Origin of the sequence: Arthrobacter sp. CC3, assembly GCF_039907775.1 — a bacterium.
Classification (GTDB): domain Bacteria; phylum Actinomycetota; class Actinomycetes; order Actinomycetales; family Micrococcaceae; genus Arthrobacter.
On the sequence record NZ_JARCCY010000024.1, the window covers coordinates 48,277 to 74,356 of the forward strand.

Sequence of the window (26,080 nt, forward strand, 5' to 3'; positions counted from 1 at the left end):
TTCGTATTGCGGATGGTCGGAGCCGGGCTGGCCGTGCGGGAGCTACTTGAGCCGCCGGGCCGGCACTGCCGGGCCCGCCCAGGGGCTGACCGGATTGCCCATCCAATACGTCGCTGCCGGAACTGTTTCCCCGCGCATGACCAAGGATGCCGGGCCCACCGTGCCGCCCTTCGCGATGCGTGCCCGCGGGAGGATGACGCCATGTGGGCCCATGGTGGCTCCGTCTTCGAGCGTAACAGTGTCAATGCTCATGATCCGGTCGTGGAAGAGGTGGGTCTGGACGACGCAGCCGCGGTTGACCGTTGAACTTTCGCCCAGCGTGACAAGGTCCGCTTCCGGCAGCCAGTAGCTCTCGCACCACGTGCCGCGGCCGATATTCGCACCGAGCCCGCGCAGCCACCACACGAGGGCCGGGGTACCCGAGGCCGAGCGGGCGAACCACGGTGCGCTCACCATTTCGATGAAGGTATCCACTACTTCGTTCCGCCAGATGAAGGAACTCCACAGGGCATGCTCGCCGGGCTTGATCCTGCCCACCAGCAGCCACTTGGCGGCCACCGCGCTGGCGGCGGCTGTGGCACCGGCGATGAGGACCACGATGCCGCCCAGCAGCGCCGCGATACCGTAGCCCCACGCCGAAGCGAGCCAGTCGAACGCGAGCATGACGCCGGCGGCCAGGCCGACGGTGAGCACCACGGGAATGAACCGGCAGAGTTCCCACAGGGCGCGTGCCAGCTTCAGCCGCAGTGGAGGCTGGAACGTCAGGGTGTTGTCGGTGGCGATAGCCGTGCGGCGCAGCCGGACCGGGGGACTGCCCAGCCAGGAGGTGCCTGATTTGGCTTTGGCAGGAGTGGCGGACAGGACAGCAACCAGCGAGTTCTTGGGCACGCTTCGTCCGGCACCCGTCATCCCGGAGTTGCCCAGGAAGGAGCGTTTTCCGATCTTGGCGGGGGCAATCCTCATCCAGCCGCCGCCCAGTTCGTAGGAGGCCACCATGGTGTCGTCCGCGAGGAAGGCGCCTTCGCCGACGGTTGTCATTTTGGGGAGCAGGAGGACGGTGGAGGCCTCCACGTTCTTGCCCACCTTGGCCCCCAGCAGGCGGAGCCAGACCGGGGTGAAAAGGCTGGCGTAGATGGGAAACAGGACATCCCGGGCCAGGTCCAGGACGCGTTCGGTGGCCCACACCTGCCAGCCGATCCTGCTCCGCACCCTGAAGTAGCCTTCCTTGAGTCCGACGCCCAGCAGGCGGGTGGTGGCAAGGATCAGCAGGAGGTTGGCGGCGAACCAGGTGAGGGCCGCCAGCGGCAGTGAGGTAAGGACCTGGGGGAGGGCGGCCGTCAGCGATTCGCTGCCGCGGATGAACAGGAACACCACGAACGCCCCGGCGGCTGCGGACAGCAGGGGGATGGTGGCCAGCACCGCTGATGCTGCAGCGAACGCCGCGAACCATAGCCGCCCGATCAGCGCTTGCGCCGGCGGCGTGTCCGGCCATGCCTGTTTGGCCTTGCCGATCCGCTCGGCGGGGGAGCCGGACACCAGTTGCCCGGCCTTGACCTTTCCGAGGACCGCCGATCCCGGCTCCACCTGCGCCCCGGCGCCGATACTGGCTCCGGGCATGAGGGTGCTGCGGGCACCCACGGTGGCGCCCGCTCCGACATGCACCCGGCCGATGTGGACGGTATCACCGTCGATCCACCAGCCGGAGAGGTCCACCTCAGGTTCGATGTTGCTGCCGCGCCCCAGCGAAAGCATTCCGGTGACCGGCGGCAGCGAGTGGAGCTGGACATCATTGCCGATTTTCGAACCGAGGGCCTTCGCATAGTAGGGCACCCAGGGGGCACTTGCCAGGCTGATGGCGCCGGACAGGTCCTGGATCTGCTCCGCCAGCCATAGCCGCAGGTGTACCTTGCCGGACCTGGGGTAGGTGCCGGGAACCACGCGCCTCAGCAGGGTCCTGGCGGCAAGCACAGAGAGCGCCATCCGCCCGGCCGGGCTCACGAACACCAGCCACGACGCCGCCACCCACCACCAGGAAACAACCGGAGCCGCCGCGAAGCCGGCGAAGGCCGCCAGGAGGTTGTTGGCCACCATCACGTAAGTCAGCCAGCGCATGCCCACCAGGATGTGCAACGGGACACCCATCAGTGTCTGGAAGACCTGCGATTTCAGGGCCGTGGGGCGGACGTTCCGTTCCGGCGCCGGCCCGGCTGCCCCCTCAGGCAATGACTGCCGGGCGGCATCGATGAGCGCGCCCACGCGGGGTGTGGCGTAAATGTCGGCCACCGTGATGGTGGGGTAGCGGACACGCAGGGCAGACACGAGCTGTGCTGCGGCCAGGGATCCTCCGCCGTGGGCAAAGAAGTCCGCGTCCAGGCTCGACGCCGGTGTTCCCAGCACGCTGCCCCACTGCTCCACGATCCAGCCGGCGTCGTCCGGCAGGTTCAGCGGGGCGTTGTCCGCGTCGGCCGCCCCTGCTCCTGCCAACGGCCAGGGCAGGGCATGGCGGTCAACTTTACCGCTGGTTTTGGTGGGCAGGGACTCCACCACGGTCAGGAGCGGGATGAGCGCGGCCGGAAGGCTGGCCCCCAGCCGTTCACGGGCGGCGGCCAGGTCGATTTCCGCGGTGCCCGCAGGCGCAAGGTAACCCACCAGGATCTGGTTCCCGGCCGCCGTCGTGCGGACAGCGGCCGCTGCGCCGGCAACATCAGGCAGCGCCTGCAGCGCGGCGTCGATCTCACCGAGTTCAATCCGCCGGCCACCGAGCTTCACCTGTTCATCCGCGCGCCCCATGAACACGAGGCCGGCCGCTTCGTAGCGGACCAGGTCTCCGGACCGGTACGCCCGGGCCCAGCCGAGGGACGGCATCGGCGCGTACTTTTCCGCATCCTTGGCGGGGTCAAGGTACCGGGCAAGCCCCACCCCGCCGATGATGAGCTCACCCACCTCGCCCTCCGCCACCGGAACGCCGGAAGAATCAACCACGGCAAGGTCCCAGCCATCGAGCGGCAGGCCGATGCGGACCGGCCCGGGCGTGCCAAGCGGCGCCGCGCAGGCCACCACTGTGGCTTCGGTCGGCCCGTAGGTGTTCCACACTTCCCGGCCGTCGACGGCGAGCCGCTCCGCGAGCTCCGGCGGGCAGGCCTCGCCGCCGAAAATCAGCAGCCGCACGTTCTCCAGCGCTTCGGCCGGCCACAGCGCAGCGAGGGTGGGCACCGTGGACACCACGGTGATGCCGTGGCTGATCAGCCACGGACCGAGGTCCATTCCGGTCCGGACCAGGGACCGGGGAGCGGGAACGAGGCAGGCGCCGTAGCGCCAGGCCAGCCACATCTCTTCGCAGGAAGCGTCGAACGCCACGGATAGTCCGGCCAGGACCCGGTCCTGGGGACCGATGGGTTCGTCCTGCAGGAAGATCCGGGCTTCGGCATCCACGAAGGCGGCCGAGGACCTGTGCTGCACGGCGACGCCCTTGGGTGTACCTGTGGAGCCGGACGTGAAGATCACCCAGGAGTCGTCGTCGGCCTGGGGCATCCGCGGGTGCGGGAACGGCCGCGGACGCTTGCTGTCCGTGACGATCTCGCCGTCCGCCCGGACGATGGCGGCCACACGGGCCTCGCTGAACACCAGCTTGGCGCGCTCATCGGGATCATCGGCATCCACGGGCACGTATGCCGCCCCGATCAGCAGGATGGCCAGGATCGACACGTAAAGCCTGTTGGTGCCGGAGGGGATCCGCACGCCGATCTTGTCGCCGGCGCCGAGGCCCGCGAGATGAAGCTCACGCGCCGTGGCCCTGACTTCCGACATCAGCTGGGCGTAACTCAGGCGCCGGCGGCCGTCGTCCAGGGCCGAGGCTTCCGGATATGTGCGGGCCGTCTCCTCGAGGATGTCGATCAGCGTCCGCTCGGGCGGCGCCGCGGCGCCGCCCGGCAGCTGCGGCAGATACACGTTCCGGACGCCTGGACGGGCAGTGCGTCCTTCCGTGCTTCCTTCCCTGCTTCCTTCCAGGAGGCCGGTCTCTGGCGCCGGCGCGGTTCCGGGAGCTTGCGGTAGTTCAGTCACGGGGTGATTCTTTCCGCACAAGATGAACAAAAGGTGTCGCAGTTCGCCGGAGGTTCACGCCTTGTTTACCGGATCAGGGGATTTGGCCGGATCAGGGGACGAGGATGATCTTGCCGGTGGTCCGGCGCTGTTCCAGGTCGTCGTGTGCCCGGGCAGCGTGGGCAAGGTCGTAGCGGCCGCCGATCCGGACCTTGAGGCTCCCGTCTGCAGCTGCTGCGAAGACCTCGTCCGAGCGCCAGCGGCGTTCCTGGGCGTTGCGGAGGAAGTGGTTGATGGTGGGTCGGGTCAGGTACAGCGAGCCGCCGGCGTTAAGCCGCTGCGGATCGAACGGCGGAACGGGGCCGGAAGCGGCACCGAAAAGAACCAGCGTGCCGCGGACGCGCAGCGCGGAGAGGGAACCGTCGAACGTGTCCTTCCCGACGCCGTCGTACACCGCATCCGCTCCGGTGCCGTCGGTCAGCTCCCGGACTTTGGCGGAGAAGCCCTCGTAGGGGATGACATGATCGGCGCCGGCTTCGCGGGCCAGCTTCGCCTTGTCATCGGTGGAGACGGTGGTGACGACCCGGGCCCCCTTCGCCTTGAGCAGTTGAATGGCCAGCAGTCCCACGCCGCCGGCCCCGGCGTGGAGCAGGATGGTGTGGCCGGGTTCCACCCGGAACGAGGAATTGATCAGGTAGTGCGCCGTAATTCCCTGGAGCGGGAGGGCGGCAGCGGTGAAATCGTCCACGCCGCGGGGGACCGGCAGCGCTTTGTCCTCGTCCACCAGGATGTAGCCGGCGTAGCAGTTGGCGCCTTCGGCGGTGGCCACGCGGTCGCCCGGGGAGAACACGGTGACGCCGTCGCCGATTTCCTCCACGGTGCCGGCTGCCTCGGAACCCGGGGTAAACGGATAGGCCACTTTGTACGTGCCGCTGCGCTTGTAGGTGTCAATGAAGTTCACGCCGGTGGCTGACACCTTGACCAGCAGCTGGCGGGGACCCGGTACCGGGCGCTCCACCTCGGCCAGTTCCAGGACGTCGGGTCCGCCTGCCTGGCGGGCCACAATTGCGTGCATCATGTGTCTCCTTCCCTGGGCTGGGATTTCCAGGCCCGGATACAGGAACCATCCTAGGGACACCGCCGCCAACGACGAAGTGACGGCCGGTAACCGGCCGTCACTTCGGGTCAAACGTGGATCAGGGGGCTCGCCCCGTAAGCGGCTGGGCGCCGGCTGCGGCGCCTAGTTGATATGTAGGCGTTCCTTGTCAATAGGGCAAGGTTGAGCGGTCCAGGAGGGGGTTGTCCTGGACCGCTCAATTGTGTCCGTTTCCCTGTGTGGTCCGCCCGTTTGGCTGGCGCGTCGTGATCGACGGGAGGCGCTGTCATGCTGATATGCGCGGGTTGGTTACCGCAGGACGAGGTGTTCGGCTGGAGGGGTGCCGCTGGTCTAGCAATGTCGGGCGTCACCGCGGAATCCGGTTGTCCATAGGTGTATCGCGGGTCTCCTCCACGCTGCCGAGCCATTCGGACCGGGCCGGGAACGGCACACGTCTATTCATCCGTCCATGGCTGTTCCTTTTGTACCGGGGCGGCGAGGGACCAGCACCAGCCGGCCAGTTCCCGGGCGACGGCGACGTTGGCGATGACCCGGCGTTTGTGTCGGGCTTCGAACTGTTCCCACTTGCGGTGCAGCCTGTAGTTGCCTTGATGGCCGCGGACACGGGACGCTTCGTCCGCGATGCCCCAGCGGGTGCGCATGTCACGGCTGACGTTGTTATAGGGCCGGCGGTGGTGCCACGCGGCCTCTACCAGTAGTCGGCGGGCGTGGGTGTTGCCGGTCTTGGTGATCCCGCCTTGGGACCGGGAAGCTCCGGAGGAATGCTCGGACGGGACCAGGCCCAGGTATGCGCCGATGGTGTTGCCGGTGAAGCGGTTCCAATCACCGATTTCCACTGCGAGGCCAAGGGCAGTCAGCACCGAGATTCCTCGCAAGCACATTAGGGCGTGGACCACCGGGGCATACCGGTCGGTTGCCGCCAAGGCAGTGATTTTCGCGTCCAGCCGGTCTCTGCGGTCCAGCGTCAGTTCAGCCGTTTCCACGCTGGCCTCGTAGGCGGCCTGCAGGGCAGGGTTGTCAAAGTGTTGCCGGTGCAGCCAGGTGTGGTGGGCGTTGGTCCAGCCCTGCCCGCCCGAGTAGATCAGGCCGTGGCGCAGCAGTAGCTTTGAGACGCGGTGCCGGGCCCTCATCAGATCCGCCCGCACATCCTCGCGGGCACGCACCAGATCCCGGGCTGCCTCATCCGCGCGGCCCGGAACCCGTACCGGGGATATCTGCCCCAACAGGGCCAACCGGGCCAGATGCTCAGCATCCCGAACATCAGTCTTGATCCTGTCTCCGGAGGGCCTTTGCAGCTTTGACGGTGCGGCGACCAAGCATTCGATACCGGAGGCAGTCAGAAGCCTGGCTAACCCGAATCCAGTGGGACCCGCCTCATAAACAACCAGGACTGGGCCCGGTAGCGCTGACACCCACTCGGCTATCCCTGCATCGTTGGCCGCCAGGCTCTGGCGCAGGATCTCGCCTGTCTCACGGTCGATCGCGCAGCCTTTCACGCTGCGCGCATGGACATCCAAACCGACGTAAGTACGCTTATTCATGGCTGGAACCTCCAGACGTTCAAATGTGGCTCTACCAGTCCACACCCCGCGCCTTCGTGCGGGGAAGTCGGGACCGGCAACCCACGAAACTCTTTGAACCCGAGGTTCCAGTCCTACGTTAGATCCGGTCCAGCACAGTCATATCGTCTAGTAGCGGCGGGTCACCGTGGCCACGGGGCACTCGAAGTGCCGCCCGGCGCTGAGGCCCACGTCGTTGAGGTAGCGGACGATGATGCCGTAGGACTGCAGCAGGGTGGTCTCCGTGTAGGGGACCTGGTGCTTGGCACAGAACTCCCGGACGATCACGGCGGCCTTGTCCAGCTGCGGGCGGGCCATGTCCGGGAAGAGGTGGTGTTCGGCCTGGCGGTTGAGTCCGCCCATCAGGATGTCCATGAAACGGCCGCCGGAGATGTTCCGGGAAGTCAGCACCTGGCGGCTGAAGAAGTCCACGCGGCTGTCCGCCGGCAGGACCGGCATGCCCTTGTGGTTCGGGGCGAAGGAAGCGCCCATGTAGAAACCGAAGACAGCGAGCTGGACGCCGATGAACGCCAAAGCCATACCCCACGGCAGGAAAGTGAACGTGAGGACCGGCAGCAGGCTTAGGCGGGCCAGGAGGATCGGGAGTTCAACCCAGCGGTGTGTGACCTTTGCGCGGCGGAAGACGAACTTGACCGAATCGATCTGCAGGCCGAGGCCCACCAGGAACAGCAGCGGGAAGAAGAACCAGCCCTGCTTGCGGGTCAGGAAGGCGAACCGTCCCTTCCGGTCGGCCACCGCTTCGGTGTGGAAGGCGATGGGTCCGGGCGCGATGTCGGGATCCTTGGAAATGACGTTCGGGTGGTTGTGGTGGGCGCCGTGTTTCTGCTCCCACCAGGAGTAGCTCATGCCGGCGACTGACGTGGCCAGCAGCCTGGCGGCCCAGTCGTTGGCGCGGCGGGAGGCGAAGATCTGGCGGTGCCCGGCTTCGTGCGCCAGGAAGCTCAGCTGCGTGCAGAGGATACCGATGGCGGCGGCGATGAGGAGCTGGAACCAGCTGTCACCGATGAGTGCGAAGCCGAACCAGGCGGCCGTCATCAGGAGCACCAGGACGGAGAAGACCGTGATGTAAAACCCGACGCGTCGTTCGAGCAGGCCGGCGGCCTTGACGGTCTTGAGGAGTTCGGAATAGCTCAGGACAACCTGGTTGGGCTGCCGGACACGCGTCTGCGGGCGCTCCGAAGTAGTGGTGGGGGTCATGGACTCGGGGCCTCGTAACTGTTACGGGCAACGCTGCAGCCGACATTCGGACCGCGCGGTCAGGATCACCCTTCTCCAAGCATACGCTGACGCTCGCAATGCGGGCTTGACGCGAGCGTGAGCGGGCGCGGGGACCGGCGCTTGAACGGGCGCAGGTGCCAGCGCATGCATAAATATCGGGTTCTATGCATAGTCTTGCTGTATAGTCGTTTCCATGACTATTTCTGTTGCCGTTTCCGGTGCCAGCGGTTACGCCGGCGGTGAGGTGCTTCGCCTTCTGGCCGGGCACCCCGACGTCACCATCGGCGCCATCACAGCACACAGCAACGCCGGTTCAAGACTAGGCGAATTGCAGCCGCATCTCCATGGTCTGGCCAGCCGCATCCTTGAAGACACCACGGTGGAGAACCTCTCCGGCCACGACGTGGTGTTCCTGGCGCTCCCGCACGGGGCGTCTGCCGAGATCGCGGCCCAGCTGCCCGACGGCACGGTGGTGATCGACGCCGGTGCGGACCACCGGCTGGAAGATCCCGCAGCCTGGGAAAAGTTCTACGGCTCCGCGCACGCCGGAACCTGGCCCTACGGGCTCCCTGAGCTGCCCGGCCAGCGGGAAAAGCTCAAGGGCGCCAAACGGATCGCCGTACCGGGCTGCTACCCGACGTCGTCCCTGCTGGCCCTTACGCCCGGCTTCGCCGCGGGTCTCCTCCAGCCCGACGACGTCGTGATCGTCTCTGCCTCGGGCACCTCGGGTGCCGGGAAAGCCGCGAAAGTGAACCTCATTGGCTCCGAGGTCATGGGGTCGATGAGCCCCTACGGCGTGGGCGGCGGCCACCGGCACACCCCCGAGATCGAGCAGGGCCTGGGCAACGCCGCGGGCGAAGCCGTGACGGTGTCCTTCACGCCCACCCTCGCGCCGATGAGCCGCGGCATCCTCACCACGGCAACCGCCCGGGTGAAGCCCGGTGTCACGGCGGCAGAGCTGCGCGCCGCCTGGGAAGAAGCGTACGACGACGAACCGTTCGTGCACCTGCTCCCCGAAGGCCAGTGGCCCGCCACCAAGTCCGTGCAGGGCTCCAACCACGCCGTGATGCAGCTGGCCTTCGACGCGCACACCGGCCGCGTTATTGTCACCTGCGCCATCGACAACCTGACCAAGGGGACGGCCGGCGGCGCTGTGCAGTCCATGAATATCGCCCTTGGCCTGGCGGAAACCGCCGGCCTCAACCTGCAGGGAGTTGCCCCGTGACCGTTACCGCCCCCAAGGGATTCCGCGCCGCCGGCGTCAAAGCCGGCCTGAAGGCGTCCGGGAATCCGGACCTTGCCCTGGTTGTCAACGACGGCCCCTCCAAGGCCGCAGCCGCCGTGTTCACGTCCAACCGCGTGGCCGCAGCACCGGTGCACTGGTCCCGCGAGGTGGTGAAGGACGGCCGGGTCGACGCCGTCATCCTCAACTCCGGCGGCGCCAACGCCTGCACCGGCCCGCAGGGCTTCCAGAACACCCACACCACTGCTGAAAAGACCGCTGAAGCCCTGGGCGTCTCGGCCACGGACATCTTTGTCTGCTCCACCGGCCTGATCGGCGAGCAGCTGCCCATGGACAAGATCATCCCGGGCATCAGCGCCGCCAACGCCGCCCTCAGCGCTGACGGCGGCCCGGCCGCGGCCACGGCCATCATGACCACCGACTCGGTGTCCAAGGAAGCCGTGTTCACCGGCAAGGACGCCGAAGGCAACGAATACACCATCGGCGGGATGGCCAAGGGTGCCGGCATGCTTGCTCCCGGGCTGGCCACCATGCTCGTGGTCATCACCACCGATGCGGAAGTCCAGCCGGAAATGCTCGACGTCGTCCTCCGCGATGCCACGCGCGTCACCTTTGACCGGGCGGACTCGGACGGCTGCATGTCCACCAACGACACCGTGGTGCTCCTCGCTTCCGGCGCATCCGGGGCCGTGCCCTCGGCCAAGGACTTCGGTGCCGGGCTGACGCAGGTCTGCGCCGAACTGGCCCGCAAGCTGATCGGCGACGCCGAGGGCTCCAGCCATGACATCGCCATCCGCACGTTCAACGCGGCCAGCGAGAAGGACGCGGAGATCGTGAGCCGGGCCGTGGCCCGCTCCAACCTCTTCAAGACGGCCATTTTCGGCAAGGACCCCAACTGGGGCCGCGTGCTCTCCGCCGTCGGCACCACCGACGCCGCGTTCGAGCCGGACCAGCTGAACGTGTCCATGAACGGCGTGCAGATCTGCCGGAACGGATCCATCGGCGAGGACCGCAGCCTGGTGGACCTGGAACCGCGCGAAGTCCTTGTTGAGATCGACCTGCAGGCCGGCGACGCCGAGGCAACGATCTGGACCAACGACCTCACGCACGACTACGTCCACGAAAACAGCGCCTACTCCAGCTAGGCGAAGCACCCACCTTCCGGGGAGACACATGAGCACCCAGACACGCGCGACCACATCTATCGGGCCCGATACAACCAAAGCTGCCCAGGACAAGGCCGGCACGCTGATCGAGGCCCTGCCCTGGATCCAGCGCTTTGCGGGCACCACCATGGTGATCAAGTACGGCGGCAACGCCATGGTCAACGAAGAACTCCGCCGTGCTTTCGCCGAGGACGTCGTGTTCCTGCACCATGTGGGCATCCACCCCGTGGTGGTCCACGGCGGCGGCCCGCAGATCAACTCGATGCTCAGCCGGCTCGGCATCGAGTCCGAGTTCAAGGGCGGGCTGCGCGTTACCACCCCCGAGGCCATGGATGTTGTGCGGATGGTCCTGACGGGCCAGGTGGGCCGCGAACTGGTGGGCCTGATCAACTCGCACGGCCCCTACGCCGTCGGCATGTCCGGTGAAGACGGCGGCCTGCTGCGTGCCGTCCGCACCGGAACCGTCGTGGACGGCGAAGAAGTGGACCTGGGCCTCGTCGGCGAGGTTGTGGGGGTCAACCCGGAAGGCATCGTTGATATCCTGGCGGCCGGCCGGATCCCGGTGATTTCAACCGTGGCCCCGGAGATCGCCGACGACGGCTCCACCACCGGGCAGGTGCTCAACGTGAACGCGGACACCGCGGCGGCCGCCGTCGCGTCCGCCCTGGGCGCTTCCAAGCTGGTCATCCTGACCGACGTCGAGGGCCTCTATGCGAACTGGCCGGACAAGTCGTCGCTGATCTCGTCCCTGACGGCGTCGGAGCTGCGCGAGATGCTGCCGAGGCTTGAATCGGGCATGATCCCCAAGATGGCCGCCTGCCTGAAGGCGGTTGACGACGGCGTGGAACGCGCCCATATCGTGGACGGCCGGCTGCCGCACTCCATGCTGCTGGAAACATTCACCACCGCGGGCATCGGCACGCAGGTGGTCCCGGACGAGGAAACGAACGCATGAGCCAGATTGAAAAGTCCCCGGTAGTCGAGCTCGTCGAAACCAAGGGCCACCCGACCGGTGCCGAGTGGCTGAACCGGTACTCCTCGTCCCTCATGGGCGTTTTCGGCACCCCGCAGCGTGTCCTGGTCCGCGGCGCCGGCTGCCTGGTCTGGGACGCCGACGGCAAGGAGTACCTGGACCTGCTGGGCGGCATCGCCGTGAACGCGATGGGCCATGCCCATCCGTTCGTGACGTCGGTGATTTCCAGCCAGCTGGCCACCCTGGGCCACGTCTCCAACTTCTTTACGAGCCCCACACAGATCGCGCTGGCCGAGAAGCTGCTTGAGCTCACCAAGGCGCCGGCGGGGTCCAAAGTGTTCTTCGCCAACTCCGGCACGGAAGCGGTGGAGGCGGCGTTCAAGCTGGCCCGCCGCAACTCCGGCGCGGAGGTCCCCACAGCCACCTCCGGAACCGGCACCGCCGGCCCCGGCAGCGTCGTCAAGCGGCGGACCAAGATCATCGCGCTGGAGGGCGCCTTCCACGGACGCACCATGGGCGCTTTGGCACTGACCGCCAAGGCTGCCTACCGGGCGCCGTTCGAACCGCTTCCCGGCGGCGTTGTCCATATCCCGTTCGGGGACATTGACGCCCTGCTCGGGGAAATCGACGAAACCACCGCGGCGGTCTTCCTGGAACCGATCCAGGGTGAAGCAGGCGTCCGGCCGCTGCCCCCCGGCTACCTGCAGGCAGCACGCGAGGCCACGACGAAGGCCGGCGCGCTCCTGATCCTCGACGAGGTCCAGACCGGCATCGGCCGCACGGGCACGTGGCTGGCCAGTGAAGACGCCGGGATCGTCCCGGACGCCGTGACCCTGGCCAAGGGCCTGGGCGGCGGCTTCCCGATCGGGGCGCTGGTCACCTTTGGCCCTGAGACGTCCTCGCTCCTCACGGCCGGCCAGCACGGCACCACCTTCGGCGGGAATCCGGTGGCAACGGCCGCCGCACTGGCCACCCTGCACGCCATTGAAAGCCAGCGCGTCCTGGACAACGTCCGCACCGTGGGCGAACTCCTCCGTTCCAAACTCGCCGACGTCGACGGCGTCACGGAAGTGCGCGGCGAAGGCCTCCTGATCGGCTTTGACCTGGACGCGGACATTGCCCCCGCCGTAGTGACCGCAGGACTGGATGCCGGATTCATCGTCAACAGCCCCGGTCCGCGCACCATCCGCCTTGCCCCGCCGCTGATCCTGACGGCCGAACAGGCCGACAGCTTCATCCAGGCCCTGCCCACGCTCCTCCAGACCGCAAAGGATGCCCAGTGACCAGCTCCGCAACCACCCGTCACTTCCTCAAGGACACCGACCTCACGCCGGCCGAACAGGCCGAGGTCCTGGATCTCGCGGTCCGCATGAAGGCTGCGCCCTACAGCGTGCAGCCCTTTGCCGCCGCGGGCAGCGGACGCAAGACCGTCGCCGTCATCTTCGATAAGACGTCCACCCGGACCCGGGTGTCCTTCGCCACCGGCGTGGCCGACATGGGCGGAAACGCCCTCATCATCAATCCGGGTGAGGCGCAGATCGGCCACAAGGAATCGGTGGAGGACACCGCCAGGGTCCTCGAGCGCATGGTCTCCACGATCGTCTGGCGCACCGGGGCGCACTCCGGGCTGGTGGCCATGGCCGAGAACTCCAAAGTCCCGGTCATCAATGCCCTGTGCGATGACTACCACCCCTGCCAGCTCCTCGCCGACCTGCTTGCCGTCAAGGAACACAAGGGCGAGCTCAAGGGCCTCACCATGAGCTACCTGGGCGACTCCGCCAACAACATGGCGAACTCGTACCTGCTGGCCGGCGTGACCGCCGGGATGCACGTGCGCATTGCCGGACCGGACGGCTACCTGCCGGCCGCGGACATCGTCGCTGCCGCGGAGGAGCGGGCCGCGGAAACGGGCGGTTCGGTGCTGATCACCACGGACGCCGCGGAAGCCCTTAAGGGGGCCGACGTCGTCGCCACCGACACCTGGGTGTCCATGGGACAGGAAGCCGAGAAGGAAGCCCGGCTCCAGCTGTTCCGCGACTATTCCGTGGATGAAGCGGCGATGCAGCTCGCGGCGCCGGACGCCGTCGTGCTTCACTGCCTGCCGGCGTACCGGGGCTATGAGATCTCCGCGGGGGTCATCGACGGTCCGCAATCGATCGTCTGGGATGAGGCGGAAAACCGTCTGCACGCCCAGAAGGCGCTGATGGCGTGGCTCATGCACCGGTCGGGGCTGGCCTTCGTCGACGGTCTCTCCCCCGTTGAAGGAACCGGGGAGAGCACGTTCTAGTGTCCACCAACCCGTCGGTACCGGGCGCGAGCCCGGCCACCAAAACGGCCAGGCTGGCGCGGATCACCGCGATCCTGACCGGTGAATCCGTCCGTTCGCAGGCAGAGCTTGCCGCGCTGCTGGCGGACGACGGCGTCCAGGTCACCCAGGCCACGCTGTCCCGCGACCTCGTGGAACTCGGCGCCGTCCGGGTCCGCGGCAAGGACGGCGTGCTGGTGTACGCCGTTCCGGGGGAGGGCGGGGAGCGTGCAGCCAAGGCCGGAGTCACCCAGGAGATCCTGGATGCCCGGCTCGCCCGCCTGTGCGGCGAACTGCTGGTGACGGCGGAGGCCTCGGCCAATATCGTGGTCCTGAGGACCCCGCCGGGCGCCGCTAACTTCCTGGCACTGGCGATCGACCACTCGGTGATGCCGTCCATCCTGGGGACCATCGCCGGTGACGATACCGTGCTGCTGGTCACGCGGGACCCGCTGGGCGGAGCGGACGTGGCCGCCCGCTTCCTGCAGTTTGCCGAAGAAGCCGGCCAATAAGCTTGAAGACAACCAAGAACCAAACAACTAAGGAGCATTTGAAGTGACTGAGCGTATTGTGCTGGCCTACTCCGGTGGCCTGGATACTTCCGTAGCGATCGGCTGGATCGGTGAAGCGACCGGTGCCGAGGTGATCGCCGTTGCGGTCGACGTCGGACAGGGCGGCGAGTCGCTGGAGACCATCCGCCAGCGTGCCCTGGGCTGCGGCGCCGTCGAGGCCTACGTGGCGGACGCGTCCGACGAGTTCGCCAACGAGTACTGCATACCCACGCTGAAGGCCAACGCCCTCTACCAGGGCCACTACCCGCTGGTTTCCGCGATCTCCCGCCCGGTGATCGTCAAGCACCTGGTCAAGGCCGCCCGCGAATTCGGCGCCACCACCGTGGCCCACGGCTGCACGGGCAAGGGCAACGACCAGGTCCGCTTCGAAGTGGGCATCCAGACCCTCGGGCCGGACCTGAAATGCATCGCCCCCGTCCGCGACCTCGCCCTGACCCGCGACAAGGCCATCGCCTTCGCCGAGGAAAAGGGACTGCCGATCGAGACCACCAAGAAGAACCCGTACTCGATCGACCAGAACGTCTGGGGCCGCGCCGTCGAAACCGGCTACCTCGAAGACATCTGGAACGCCCCCACCAAGGACATCTACGACTACACCGCCACCCCGGAATTCCCGCCGGCACCGGATGAAGTCACCATCTCCTTCAAAGCCGGCGTTCCGGTAGCGATCGACGGCGTCAAGGTCACCCCGCTGCAGGCCATCAAAGAACTCAACCGCCGCGCCGGCGCCCAGGGCGTGGGCCGGATCGACGTCGTCGAGGACCGCCTCGTCGGCATCAAGTCCCGCGAGATCTACGAGGCCCCCGGCGCCATGGCGCTGATCACCGCGCACAAGCACCTCGAGGACATCACGGTGGAGCGCGAGCAGGCCCGCTTCAAGGCCACCGTGGGCCAGCGCTGGGCAGAACTGGTCTACGACGGCCAGTGGTTCTCCCCGCTGAAGCGCTCCCTCGACGCCTTCATCGAAGACACCCAGAAGTACGTCTCCGGCGACATCCGCATGACCCTGCACGGCGGCCAAGCGATCGTCAACGGACGCCGCTCCGAGACCTCGCTCTACGACTTCGACCTCGCTACTTACGACACCGGCGACACGTTCGACCAGTCGATGGCGCGCGGCTTCATCGAACTGTGGGGCATGTCCGCCAAGGTTGCCTCCGGCCGCGACATCCGCGTCGCAGGAAAGTAAGAATCGGTGGTTGAGCCCGTCGAAACCAAGAAGGCAGAAGCCACCAACACGGGTGCGCTGTGGGGTGGCCGGTTCGCCGGCGGCCCCGCCGACGCCCTCGCGGCGCTGAGCAAGTCCACGCACTTTGACTGGCGGCTGGCCCGCTACGACATCGCCGGGTCCAAGGCGCACGCCCGCGTGCTGCACAAGGCCGGGCTGCTGGACGACGCCGAGCTCGAAGGCATGCTTGCTGCGTTGAGCCAACTGGACGACGACGTCGCGTCCGGCGCCTACCTGCCGGCGGAGTCCGATGAGGACGTCCACGGGTCACTGGAACGCGGACTGATCGAGCGTGCCGGTACCCAGCTTGGCGGCAAGCTCCGTGCCGGCAGGTCCCGCAACGACCAGGTGGCCACGCTGGGGCGGATGTTCCTGCGTGATCACGCCCGGATTGTTGCCCGGGGTGTCCTGGCCACGATCGACGCGCTGGTGGACCAGGCCAAGGCGCACCATGGTGTGGCCATGCCGGGCCGCACGCACCTCCAGCACGCCCAGCCGGTCCTGCTCAGCCACCACCTGCTGGCGCACGCCTGGGCGCTGCTGCGCGATGTGCAGCGGCTGCAGGACTGGGACAAGCGCGCAGGGGTTTCGCCGTACGGTTCGGGGGCCCTCGCGGGCTCCTCGCTGGGCCTGGACCCGGAAGCCGTGGCGGCGGACCTTGGCTTCTTCTCGGCCACGCACAACTCGATCGACGGCACCGCCTCGCGCGATGTCTTCGCCGAGTTCGCCTGGGTGTGTTCGATGATCGGGGTTGACCTCTCCCGCGTGTCGGAGGAAGTGATCCTGTGGGCCACGAAGGAGTTCTCCTTTGTGACCCTGCATGATTCCTATTCCACGGGGTCCTCGATCATGCCGCAGAAGAAGAACCCGGACGTTGCCGAGCTCGCGCGCGGCAAGGCCGGCCGGCTGATCGGCAACCTGACCGGGCTGCTGGCCACGCTCAAGGGCCTGCCGCTCGCGTACAACCGCGACCTGCAGGAGGACAAGGAGCCCGTGTTCGACGCCGCCGACACCCTGGAGCTGCTGCTCCCGGCTGTCTCGGGCATGATCGCGACGCTGAAGTTCAACACGGAGCGGATGGAGTCCCTGGCACCCCAGGGCTTCGCGCTGGCCACGGACATTGCCGAATGGCTGGTCCGCCAGGGCGTTCCGTTCCGTGAGGCGCACGAGCTTTCCGGAGCAGCGGTCAAGCAGGCGGAAAGCCGGGACGTTGAGCTGTGGGACCTGACGGACGAGGAATACGCCGCCATCTCAGAGCACCTGACGCCGGAGGTCCGTACGGTCCTGTCCACGGAGGGGTCGCTCAACAGCCGCAACTCCCAGGGCGGCACCGCACCCGCCGCCGTCGAACGCCAGCTGCTCGCCCTCGAGGGCGAGCTCGCCGGCGTGCGGGAGTACGCCGGGTAGCAGTCAGACGCTCTCTCACTTCCTGCCGCTTTTGGGCCCTCGCTCTCTCACTTTCCGCAAGCGTTGGCGGTTTTCGCGCAGGAGCTGAGAGAGCGTTGTGCGTTAACCGCCGGGCGCTCCCCGCTACGATGGCGCCATGAGCGAATCCTTCCGCCGGTACCTCCGCGCCCTGCCGGATTTCCCCGACAACCTGCCGGATTTTGACCCCGCGGTTGCCCCTGCGGACCCGGCCGAGCTGTTCCGGCAATGGCTCGGGGAGGCGCTGGCCGCCGGGGAACGCCAGCCGCATGCGTGCAGCGTGGCCACTGTGGGAGCCGATGCCCAGCCGTCGTCCCGGATGCTGATCCTGAAAGACATCGACGACGACGGCTGGCACATCGCGACATCCCGCACCTCACGTAAGGGCCAGGAACTCGCGGCGACGCCGAAGGCAGCGCTGAACTTCTACTGGCCGCTGCAGGCCCGGCAGGTCCGGGTGGCCGGCCCCGTCGTGGAGCTGTCCGCGGAGGCATCGGCGGCGGACTGGGCCGCCAGGCCTGCGGCGGACGGCAGCGAGAATCCGGACTGGCAGGTCTATGCGGTCCAGCCGCACGAGGTCGAGTTCTGGCAGGCCCGGCACGACCGCCGCCACGTGCGCCACCGCTACGGCCGCGGCCAGGAGCCCGACCTGCGTTAACTGCGATTAACTGTCCGCTACGATGGCGGGTATGACCGCAATCACAACGGACGCGCTGCTCGCCGAACTCCACAAAGCCGCCGACGTCGTTGCCTCCCAGGCCGGCAAACTCACCGACGAAGACGTCCCGGCATCCTCCCTGCTGCCGGGCTGGACACGGGGCCACGTGCTCGCGCACCTGGCCGGTATTTCGAACGCGATGGCCCGGCAACTGGAATTCGCCGCCCGCGGCGAAACCGTGGAACTTTACGACGGCGGCCAAGAGGGCCGCACCAAGGCCATCGAAATGGCAGCCGGCCACAGCCTGGCGGAACACCGGGCCGATCTGGATTCTGCGCTGGAGCGCGCCATGCGTGCCTTCGATTCCTTGGACGCCGGAGCCTGGCAGGTTCCGATTTCCTACCGCGGGGGAGTGGTGCAGGACGGCGGGTTCGCGCTTTGGCGGGAACTCGTGATCCATGCCTCGGACCTGAACACCGGCCTTGGCCCGGAAACCTGGAGCCGGCCCTTCTGCGAGCACCTGTTCGATTTCCTGGCAGCCCGGGTGCCGGACGGGCAGCGGTTCGTGCTACAGCCCCTCGGCCTTCCGCCCGTGACCATCGGCACCGGAAACCGGTCCACCGTCATCAACGGAATGCTGACGGACATCGCGGCCTGGCTCGCGGGGCGCGAACCTTCCCTTGGCAGCCTGCGGGCGTCTGCTGCCGCCGACGGCGTGGATCTTCCGGCGTTGCTGCCCTGGCCGGCGGGCGTTCCGAGCACCAAGTAGGGCCGGCCGGCAGGTTGGCCCCCCGGGCCGCCGCCAATGGTCCCGTCAGCCCTTTTCGCGTCCCAGCAGGCTTTCCTTAACGGCGAGTCCCCACCGGAATCCGCCCAGCGTTCCATCTGTCCGTACCACGCGGTGGCACGGCACGAAGAGGGCGGCCGCGTTGAACGCGCAGGCACTCGCCGCAGCCCGGACGGCCCGGGGGTTTCCGGACAGCTCCGCGTATTCGGTGTAGGTGACAGGCCGTCCCGGGCTCACCGTGCGGAGGACGTCCCAGGCATGGCTGCGGAACGGCCCCGATTTCTGCAGGACGGGCACCCGCATGGCCGGTGCCGGATCGCCGTCGTAGAAAGCCTTGACGGCGTCGGAGATTTCGCCCAGGTCCGTGACGGGGACGAATTCATCCGGCAGCAGTTCGGGATGGATCTGTCCGGTCAGCTCCGCAGTCTCGGCAGTCCAGCCGGAGGCCAGGACGGCACCGTCGCGGGCAATGATGGTGAACGGACCGTCCGGAGTGGATATGGTCAGAAGTTCGGCTTTCATTTCTTCACTTTCCTGGGTTAAATCTTCGGTTTGAACTTCGGGGCTGAATCGGCGGGTTAACTCTGCAGGGTTAAATCTGCGGTACGGCGGACAGCTGACGGCGCCGGCGCCTGCCGGGCCCGCCTGGGCTTCGGGCTGATGGCGGCCGCCCGCCAAAGGTGCATGGTGGCATATGAACGCCAGGGGCTCACTTCGGTGAAGTCCGGTGTGCCGGCGCCCGCCGGGTTGCCGGCGCTGAGGGCGAGGATGCCGTTGCGGACAGCCGCGTCATTGGCCAGGAACACGTCCGGCGCACCAATCACGCGCATGGCGACGTAGCCCACGGTCCAGGGCCCTACGCCGGGCAGTGGAAGGAGCTTTGATTGCAGGCCGGCGAGGTCGTCCCCGTAGCCGAAGTCAAGGTCACCGGCGGCCATGGCACTGGCTGCGGCCCGCACGGAATCGATCCGCCGTTGGGGTCCACGCAGCAGGCCGAAACCCGGGTCGGCAATCTGGGCAGCTGTGGGAAAGAGCCGGTGCAGTCCGTCCGCGGGCGCCAGGCTCTCGCTCCCGCAGGCAGACAGCTGGGTGAGGGCGGTCCGGGCAGCCGCGACAGTGATCTGCTGGCCGGTCATGGCCCGGATCAGCAATTCCTGCGGATCCACGGCCCCGGGCATCCGCATGCCAGGGAGGGCCTTGACGGCGGGTGCCAGCCGCGGATCCGCGGCCAGTGCGCCGTCGATGGCCACAGGGTCGGCGTCGAGATCCAGGAGGCGGCGGACCCGGCTCAGCAGTGACGGCAGGTCCCGGAGGTCCACCGCACCGATGGTGAGGACGAGTGGCCGCCCCGGGGCGCCGGCGTCGTACGTCACGCCAAAGCGGGCGTCAGCGTGCGGGAGCCGCAGGGTCCTGGCGTAAGAGGATGCGGTGCCGGCCTCAATCCCGGGAATGGCCCGGACGGCAAGGAAATCGAAAACGCCTGGGTCGAACGGTTCACGGTAGGGCAGGTTCAGTGTCAGCGCCGTGGTCGCGGCGGGCGCCCGGTGGGCGGTCCCCCGGAGTGCGCTGCCCCGGACTGCCGTGCCCCGGAGTGCCGTCGGCGTCATGGCGAAGACCTCGCCGATGGTTTCATTGAACTGGCGGACGCTGCTGAACCCCGCTGCGAACGCGACATCGGCGAGCTTCATCTGCGTGGATACCAGAAGCGTCCGGGCGGTCTGGGCCCTGCTGGCCCGCGCCAGCGACAGGGGACCGGCGCCCAGTTCGTGGCTGAGGATCCGGTTGAGCTGCCGGGACGAGTAGCCGAGCCGCGAGGCGAGCCCCTCCACGCCGTCGCGGTTGATCACGCCGTCGTTGATGAGCCGCATCGCCCGCCCCGCAATGTCGGAGCGGATGTTCCACGCCGGCGTGCCCGGAACGGCTTCCGGCAGGCACCGCTTGCACGCCCGGTACCCGGCATCGTGGGCCGCAGCGGAGGTTTCGTAGAACGTGACGTTCTCCGCCTTCGGCGTCCTGGCCGGGCAGGAGGGCCGGCAATAGATGCCGGTTGTCCGGACAGCGGTGTAGAACTGCCCGTCGAAACGGGTGTCGCGGGCGTCGATTGCCCGGTAGCGCTGCCAGAAGTCCATGGCTCCATCCTGTCAGGTCCCCGCAGCGGGGGCTAGCGGAAATCGGACACGGCCATGGAGGCCTTGATGCGGCGGCGCTTTGTCAAAGGCTTTGTTAAAGTCAGTGCATGAGCAGCAGGCCGCCGCGCCCCGGACACGAACACGCCGTGCGGCAGGTGCTGTCCGGGGACGCCCGGCACGTGGCGCCCCTGGTGCTTGGCGCTGTACTCACCCATAACAGCCCGGAGGGTGCGGTTTCCGTACGGATCACCGAGGTGGAGGCCTATCTGGGCCCCCATGACTCCCCGCACCCGGACCCCGGTTCCCACACCTTCCGCGGACAGACCGGCCGCAACAAACCCATGTTCGGCCCCGCCGGGCACCTCTACGTCTACTTCACCTACGGCATGCACTATTGCGCCAACATTGTTTGCGGACCGCCCGGAACGGCGTCGGCACTGCTGCTGCGGGGCGGGGAAATAGTGGGCGGCGAGGAGCTTGCCCGGGCCAGGCGGCCGACGTCGAAATCCTCCAAAGACCTGGCCAGCGGCCCGGCCCGGCTCGCCACGGCACTGGGACTGACGACGGCGGACAGCGGGCGGGACGCCCTCGGTGAACCGTTCAGGCTGGAACTGCCGGTGGCACGGGCACGCGACATCAGCACCGGGCCGCGCGTGGGGGTTTCGGGTGCTGGCGGCAGCCATGCGTATCCGTGGCGGTTCTGGCTGACCGGCGATCCCACCGTCTCGCGCTACAAGGCAGCGAAAGTGCGCCCGGACCGCCCCGAGGACGCGCCCGGATCGTGAAGAATAGCCTCCACCGGCATAGGGTGGATGCGTGAATCCAAGCGAGCCGGGCCAGGCCAGACGAAACGTTCCCGTGGACCAGCTGATCAACAGCCTCTGCGCGACGGTGCCGGACTACCCCAAACCCGGAATCATCTTCAAGGACCTGACTCCGGTCTTCGCCAACGGTGCCGCCCTCCACGCCGTCGTGGACGCCCTCGTGGAGCCGTTCAAGGGCCAGTTCGACGCCGTCGCCGGAGTGGAGGCCCGTGGCTTCCTCCTGGCGGCCGCTGCCGCCTACGCCACCAACACCGGCGTGATTACCGTACGCAAAGCCGGCAAGCTCCCCCGCAAGGTGATCTCGGAGGACTACGCGCTGGAGTACGGCAGCGCAACGCTGGAACTGCACACCACCGACCTGCCGGCCGGAAGCCGGGTGCTGATTCTCGACGACGTCCTTGCCACGGGCGGCACGCTCGGGGCCGCCACGCGGCTCTTTGAGCGCTGTGGCGTGCACGTTGCCGGAGTGGGCGTGGTCATGGAACTCGGCGAGCTTCGCGGCCGTTCGGCCCTGAGCGGCCACCGCGTCCGCTCGCTCATCAGGATCTAGCGTGGGCCCGCCAGGGCCGTTGAACGGGCGCCGTTGAACCGGCGCGGGTGTGGACCCGGCGGCCGATGCGGGGAGCGGAAACCCGGGGAACTGAATTGTTTCAGGCGCGTTCAACAAAATGGTTGTAGAATGGACGGTCTGTCTTTTGCGATAGGGGAAAGTCTCGATGCTCGACGCTGATTTGGCCCATGAACGGGACTATGTTGCGGGACTGTATGCCCGCCTTGATGAGTTGCGCGAGGAAAAGCGCACTCAGCTAGCCCAGGTCCGCCGTGCCGGAGCCGTGGGAACAATGCAAAACGTTTCCGAACGGGACGCGTTTGCGGCCCTTTATGAGGACCGCCTGGCGCAGTTGGACGCCGTGGACGACCGGCTGGTTTTTGGCCGCCTTGACCTGGACTCGGGGGAGGCGCAGTACATCGGCCGTATCGGCCTGACGACTGATGACCTCCAGCGGCTCATGGTTGACTGGCGCGCGCCCGAAGCCGGGCACTTCTACCAGGCCACTGCCTTCGACCGCCAGGGCGTGCGCCGCCGCCGCCACCTGATTCTGCAGGGCCGCGAGGTCAAGGCCATTGAAGACGACGTCCTGGACGCCGACATGCTGGCCGACAACGAATCCCTGCAGGGGGAGGGCGCGCTGCTGGCAGCCCTGAATTCCAAGCGCACCGGACGGATGTCCGACATCGTGGGCACCATCCAGTCGGAACAGGACCGGATCATCCGCTCCTCCATCTCCGGCGCCGTCGTCGTCCAGGGCGGCCCCGGAACAGGCAAGACCGCTGTTGCCCTGCACCGTGCCGCGTACCTCCTGTACACCCACCGCGACCGGCTCAAGACGGCCGGTGTGCTCCTTGTGGGCCCGTCGTCGTCCTTCATGAAGTACATTGAGCGCGTCCTGCCGTCACTCGGCGAGACGGGTGTGGTCATGGCGAGCGTCGGGCGGCTCATGCCGGGCATCAATGCCGTACCGGAGCAGGAAGCGGACGTCGCGGCCGTCAAGGGACGGCTGGACATGGCCGAGGTCGTGGCCAATGCGGTGTCCAACCGGCAGCGCATTCCGGCCGAGAACCGGATCCTCGAAGTGGACGGCCGCAAGCTGGTCCTGACCCCGCGCCAGGTGCGCCGGGCCCGGGAGAAGGCCCGCGCCACCCATAAGCCGCACAACGAGGCGCGCCTGACGTTCGTGAAGATCCTTCTCCGCGAGCTGACGGAACAGATGACCGAGCTCGTCGAGGCCGGCAGCATCGGCAATAACGCCGACCGCTCGTACCTCGCCGAGGACGTCCGCACAGCCCGCGATGTACGCATCGCGCTGAACCTTTGCTGGATGCCGATGACGCCGGAGAAGCTCATCTCCGAGCTGTTCAGCAAGCCGGCCATCCTCGAAGCCTGCACGCCCCAGCTGACCGATGCTGAACGTGCGCTGCTGGCCCGCCCTGCCGACAGTCCCTGGACCGAGGCCGATGTGCCGCTGCTGGACGAGGCCGCCGAACTGCTGGGCGAGCTTGATCCCGCAGCGGGCCGTGGCCTGGCCCAGCAGGAGCACGACCGCGCCCGGGACATCGCCAACGCCAAGCAGACGCTGGTGAACATGGAAACCGCAGGGGTGGACGTCCTGATGACGGCCGAGGAACTCGTGGACCAGAACCAGGAGCGCGAAGCGCGGCTCACCGCGGCGGAACGGGCCACCAGCGACCGCACCTGGGCGTTCGGGCACATCGTTGTCGACGAGGCCCAGGAACTGTCGCCGATGCAGTGGCGCCTGCTGGTCCGGCGCTGCCCGCTGAAGTCGTTCACGATTGTCGGCGACATCGCCCAGACCAGTTCCGTGGCCGGGGCCAAGTCCTGGCAGAGCGCGCTGGAGCCGATGTTCGGCGACCGCTGGCAGCTCGAGGAACTCACCGTCAACTACCGCACGCCGTCGCAGATCGCGGAGGCAGCAGCCCGGATGGCCACTGCCGCCGGACTGGTGATTTCGGCTCCCAAGGCTGTCCGGGAGGGACGCTGGTCGCCGATCATTGACCGCGTGGAGGACGGGGCAGTCGTCAGCCGGCTCGTTGAGGTCCTTCCGGATGAACTGGACGCGCTCGACGGCGGCCTGCTTGCGGTGATTGCCGACGGAGAGCTCCTCCCGCAGGCCACGTCCGCGCTGCGCGCCGCCTACGGCCGCCGGGTCGGTACCGGTGCCGGCAGCTACGAGCAGGACATTGTGGTCATCAGCCCGCGCGAGGCCAAGGGCCTGGAGTTCGACGGCGTAGTGGTGCTCGAGCCGTCCATGATGCTCAACCACGAACACGGACGGGTGGGGGACCTCTACGTTGCCATGACCCGGCCCACCCAGCGGCTGCGGCTCATCTCCGCCGCTCCGGTGCCGGCAGGCATCGAACGCTGATCCCGGCGGTACCCGCTGGGTCCCGGCTGGAACTCGGCTGGCGGGAGGACCGGATTATTCCGGCCTCCCACCGGTCCGGAGGCACTGTCACGCAACGCTCATTTGACGCCTGCGCAGCGCTGGGGACCGGCCAATCCTGCTAACTTAGATCACGTGTCCCAACTAAATGATCTCGAGTCCCAGCAGAACGATCCGACCTTTGCCAACATCTGGCAGGAGCTCAACTGGCGCGGCCTGGTCCATGTGTCCACTGATGAAGTGGAACTGGAAAAGCTGCTCGCCGGGGACCCGATCACCTATTACTGCGGATTCGATCCCACCGCTCCCAGCCTGCACCTGGGCAACCTCGTGCAGCTGCTCCTTATGCGCCGCATCCAGCTCGCCGGCCACAGGCCACTGGGCCTGGTTGGCGGATCGACGGGCCTGATCGGTGACCCGCGCCCGACGGCGGAACGTACCTTGAACACCAAGGACACAGTTTCCGAATGGGTCGGGTACCTCCAGGCACAGGTCCGCCGCTTCCTCAGCTTTGACGGCGAAAACGCAGCCAGGATGGTTAACAACCTGGACTGGACCGCTCCCTTGAGCGCCATCGACTTCCTGCGCGACATCGGAAAGCACTTCCGGGTCGGCACCATGCTCCGCAAGGACGCCGTCGCCTCCCGCCTCAGCTCGGATGAAGGCATCAGCTACACCGAGTTCAGCTACCAGATCCTGCAGGGCATGGATTACCTCCAGCTCTTCCGTGACTACGGTTGCGTGCTGGAAACCGGCGGCTCCGACCAGTGGGGCAACCTCACCAGCGGCACCGAACTCATCCGCAAGGTTGAGGGCAAGCACGTGCACGCGCTGGGCACGCCGCTCATCACCAATTCGGACGGCACCAAATTCGGTAAGAGCGAAGGTAACGCCATCTGGCTCGATCCGGAGATGTGCAGCCCGTACGCGTTCTACCAGTTCTGGCTGAACACGGCCGACGCCGACGTCGCCGCTCGATTGAAGGTGTTCACCTTCCTGACCCGTGCCGAGATCGAGGCACTGGAAGTTTCCATCGCGGAACGCCCCTTTGCCCGCGAAGGCCAGCGCCGGCTTGCGTTCGAAGTGACCTCCCTGGTCCATGGCGTGGAAGCAACGGAAAAGGTCATCGCCGCTTCCGCTGCTCTGTTCGGCGGCGGGGACCTTGCGGCGCTGGACGAACGGACCCTCACGGCTGCCACCGCCGAGCTGCCCTCGGCCCGTGTTGCCGCTGATGGCCTTGGCATCGTGGATCTGCTCGTGGCCTCCGGGCTTTCGGACAGCAAATCGGCTGCCCGCCGGACCGTGGGCGAAGGCGGTGCCTATGTCAACAACACCAAGGTGACCGATCCTGAGGCGGTCATTCCGGGCAGTGAACTTCTGCATGGACGCTACCTGCTCCTGCGCCGCGGGAAGAAGAACCTGGCAACCGTGGAAGTGGCAGCCTCCTAGGGCTGGCAGCTTCCAGGACGTCAAATGCACGCTCCTTTCCGGCCGATTTGCGGGGCCGGGGAGGAGCGTGTATTGTTTTCTGAGTCGCCGCCGCTGAGTGGTGACAGACCCCCTTCAAATGAAAAGCAATTCTTTATGCGCAAGTCGCAGAAATGAAAAATTGCTTCATATTTTGCTGGGCGGATTCACTCCACCAAGTGAACTTCGGAAGAATAACCGGATTTGCAAAGTGGAAATGAATGAAATAAGCTAGAAACATCGCAGCGAAGAAATGATAACAAAAGAATTCATTGGAATTCAAGTAATTGTTTGAAAAGTATTCGAATGTGTCTGTTGTTTGAGAACTCAATAGTGTGCCAAGTTTGTTGATACCAATTTTTTGTATTGAATTGGTTGAATTGA

21 protein-coding genes are annotated in these 26,080 nt (G+C 67.1%); 14 read left to right on the forward strand and 7 right to left on the reverse strand.

Annotated elements, in window-relative coordinates; translation table 11 throughout:
* Window positions 1–42: 42 nt before the first annotated feature.
* The 4 genes from PV761_RS15100 to PV761_RS15115 form a co-directional block, all read right to left on the reverse strand.
* A complete protein-coding gene (locus tag PV761_RS15100) occupies window positions 43–3,948 on the reverse strand; it encodes a Pls/PosA family non-ribosomal peptide synthetase (RefSeq protein WP_347897944.1) in 3,906 nt (1,301 codons plus the stop codon).
* Between the two features lie 205 nt (window positions 3,949–4,153).
* The gene (locus tag PV761_RS15105) at window positions 4,154–5,119 is read right to left on the reverse strand and encodes a quinone oxidoreductase (protein WP_028271912.1); all 966 of its coding nucleotides are present in this window, start codon (window positions 5,117–5,119) and stop codon (window positions 4,154–4,156) included.
* Between the two features lie 473 nt (window positions 5,120–5,592).
* Window positions 5,593–6,699, reverse strand: a complete 1,107-nt coding sequence (locus PV761_RS15110) for an IS110 family transposase (RefSeq protein WP_347897911.1) — start codon at window positions 6,697–6,699, stop codon at window positions 5,593–5,595.
* Between the two features lie 147 nt (window positions 6,700–6,846).
* A complete protein-coding gene (locus PV761_RS15115; RefSeq protein WP_347897913.1) occupies window positions 6,847–7,935 on the reverse strand; it encodes an acyl-CoA desaturase in 1,089 nt (362 codons plus the stop codon).
* 214 nt (window positions 7,936–8,149) lie between these two features.
* Here PV761_RS15115 and argC point away from each other — a divergent pair, with 214 nt between their 5' ends.
* The 10 genes from argC (at window position 8,150) to PV761_RS15165 (ending at window position 18,295) form a co-directional block, all read left to right on the forward strand.
* A complete protein-coding gene (gene argC / locus PV761_RS15120; protein WP_028271910.1) occupies window positions 8,150–9,181 on the forward strand; it encodes an N-acetyl-gamma-glutamyl-phosphate reductase in 1,032 nt (343 codons plus the stop codon).
* Window positions 9,178–10,344, forward strand: coding sequence for a bifunctional glutamate N-acetyltransferase/amino-acid acetyltransferase ArgJ (argJ, locus tag PV761_RS15125; RefSeq protein ID WP_028271909.1), 1,167 nt, complete (start codon window positions 9,178–9,180; stop codon window positions 10,342–10,344). The genes argC and argJ overlap by 4 nt, the downstream gene beginning before the upstream one ends.
* Before the next feature lie 28 nt (window positions 10,345–10,372).
* Window positions 10,373–11,320: an acetylglutamate kinase gene (argB, locus tag PV761_RS15130; RefSeq protein ID WP_028271908.1), complete on the forward strand. Its 948-nt coding sequence runs from the start codon at window positions 10,373–10,375 to the stop codon at window positions 11,318–11,320.
* Window positions 11,317–12,621 carry an acetylornithine transaminase gene (locus tag PV761_RS15135; protein ID WP_347897916.1) on the forward strand — a complete coding sequence of 435 codons (1,305 nt, stop codon included), beginning with the start codon at window positions 11,317–11,319 and terminating at the stop codon, window positions 12,619–12,621. The genes argB and PV761_RS15135 overlap by 4 nt, the downstream gene beginning before the upstream one ends.
* Window positions 12,618–13,625 carry an ornithine carbamoyltransferase gene (gene argF, locus PV761_RS15140; protein WP_347897918.1) on the forward strand — a complete coding sequence of 336 codons (1,008 nt, stop codon included), beginning with the start codon at window positions 12,618–12,620 and terminating at the stop codon, window positions 13,623–13,625. Before PV761_RS15135 ends, argF begins: the two co-directional genes overlap by 4 nt.
* A complete protein-coding gene (locus PV761_RS15145; RefSeq protein ID WP_028271905.1) occupies window positions 13,625–14,155 on the forward strand; it encodes an arginine repressor in 531 nt (176 codons plus the stop codon). The genes argF and PV761_RS15145 overlap by 1 nt, the downstream gene beginning before the upstream one ends.
* A gap of 43 nt (window positions 14,156–14,198) precedes the next feature.
* Window positions 14,199–15,404 carry an argininosuccinate synthase gene (locus PV761_RS15150; RefSeq protein ID WP_347897920.1) on the forward strand — a complete coding sequence of 402 codons (1,206 nt, stop codon included), beginning with the start codon at window positions 14,199–14,201 and terminating at the stop codon, window positions 15,402–15,404.
* Between the two features lie 6 nt (window positions 15,405–15,410).
* Window positions 15,411–16,850 carry an argininosuccinate lyase gene (gene argH, locus PV761_RS15155; RefSeq protein ID WP_347897922.1) on the forward strand — a complete coding sequence of 480 codons (1,440 nt, stop codon included), beginning with the start codon at window positions 15,411–15,413 and terminating at the stop codon, window positions 16,848–16,850.
* 136 nt (window positions 16,851–16,986) lie between these two features.
* Entirely contained in the window at window positions 16,987–17,526 is a 540-nt protein-coding gene (locus tag PV761_RS15160; protein ID WP_347897924.1) for a pyridoxamine 5'-phosphate oxidase family protein, read from the forward strand.
* A gap of 31 nt (window positions 17,527–17,557) precedes the next feature.
* Window positions 17,558–18,295, forward strand: coding sequence for a maleylpyruvate isomerase family mycothiol-dependent enzyme (locus PV761_RS15165; protein ID WP_347897926.1), 738 nt, complete (start codon window positions 17,558–17,560; stop codon window positions 18,293–18,295).
* A 45-nt stretch (window positions 18,296–18,340) separates the two neighbouring features.
* Here PV761_RS15165 and PV761_RS15170 read toward each other — a convergent pair whose 3' ends face one another.
* Window positions 18,341–18,835, reverse strand: coding sequence for a methylated-DNA--[protein]-cysteine S-methyltransferase (locus PV761_RS15170; protein WP_347897928.1), 495 nt, complete (start codon window positions 18,833–18,835; stop codon window positions 18,341–18,343).
* Between the two features lie 56 nt (window positions 18,836–18,891).
* The gene (locus PV761_RS15175; RefSeq protein WP_347897930.1) at window positions 18,892–20,442 is read right to left on the reverse strand and encodes an AlkA N-terminal domain-containing protein; all 1,551 of its coding nucleotides are present in this window, start codon (window positions 20,440–20,442) and stop codon (window positions 18,892–18,894) included.
* A gap of 107 nt (window positions 20,443–20,549) precedes the next feature.
* Here PV761_RS15175 and PV761_RS15180 point away from each other — a divergent pair, with 107 nt between their 5' ends.
* The 4 genes from PV761_RS15180 (at window position 20,550) to tyrS (ending at window position 25,678) form a co-directional block, all read left to right on the forward strand.
* The gene (locus PV761_RS15180) at window positions 20,550–21,227 is read left to right on the forward strand and encodes a DNA-3-methyladenine glycosylase (RefSeq protein ID WP_347897932.1); all 678 of its coding nucleotides are present in this window, start codon (window positions 20,550–20,552) and stop codon (window positions 21,225–21,227) included.
* Window positions 21,228–21,258: 31 nt separating this feature from the next.
* Window positions 21,259–21,816 (forward strand): adenine phosphoribosyltransferase, encoded by a 558-nt coding sequence (locus PV761_RS15185; RefSeq protein ID WP_347897934.1) that lies wholly within the window; start codon window positions 21,259–21,261, stop codon window positions 21,814–21,816.
* Between the two features lie 166 nt (window positions 21,817–21,982).
* Window positions 21,983–24,211 (forward strand): AAA family ATPase, encoded by a 2,229-nt coding sequence (locus PV761_RS15190; RefSeq protein ID WP_028271896.1) that lies wholly within the window; start codon window positions 21,983–21,985, stop codon window positions 24,209–24,211.
* A gap of 153 nt (window positions 24,212–24,364) precedes the next feature.
* Complete coding sequence (gene tyrS, locus PV761_RS15195) at window positions 24,365–25,678, forward strand: tyrosine--tRNA ligase (RefSeq protein WP_028271895.1); 1,314 nt, start codon at window positions 24,365–24,367, stop codon at window positions 25,676–25,678.
* 133 nt (window positions 25,679–25,811) lie between these two features.
* On the opposite strand, the gene PV761_RS15200 is transcribed toward tyrS, so the two are convergent.
* Window positions 25,812–26,080, reverse strand: a 269-nt coding sequence (locus tag PV761_RS15200; protein ID WP_347897936.1) for a hypothetical protein, incomplete at its 5' end; no start/stop codon positions are given.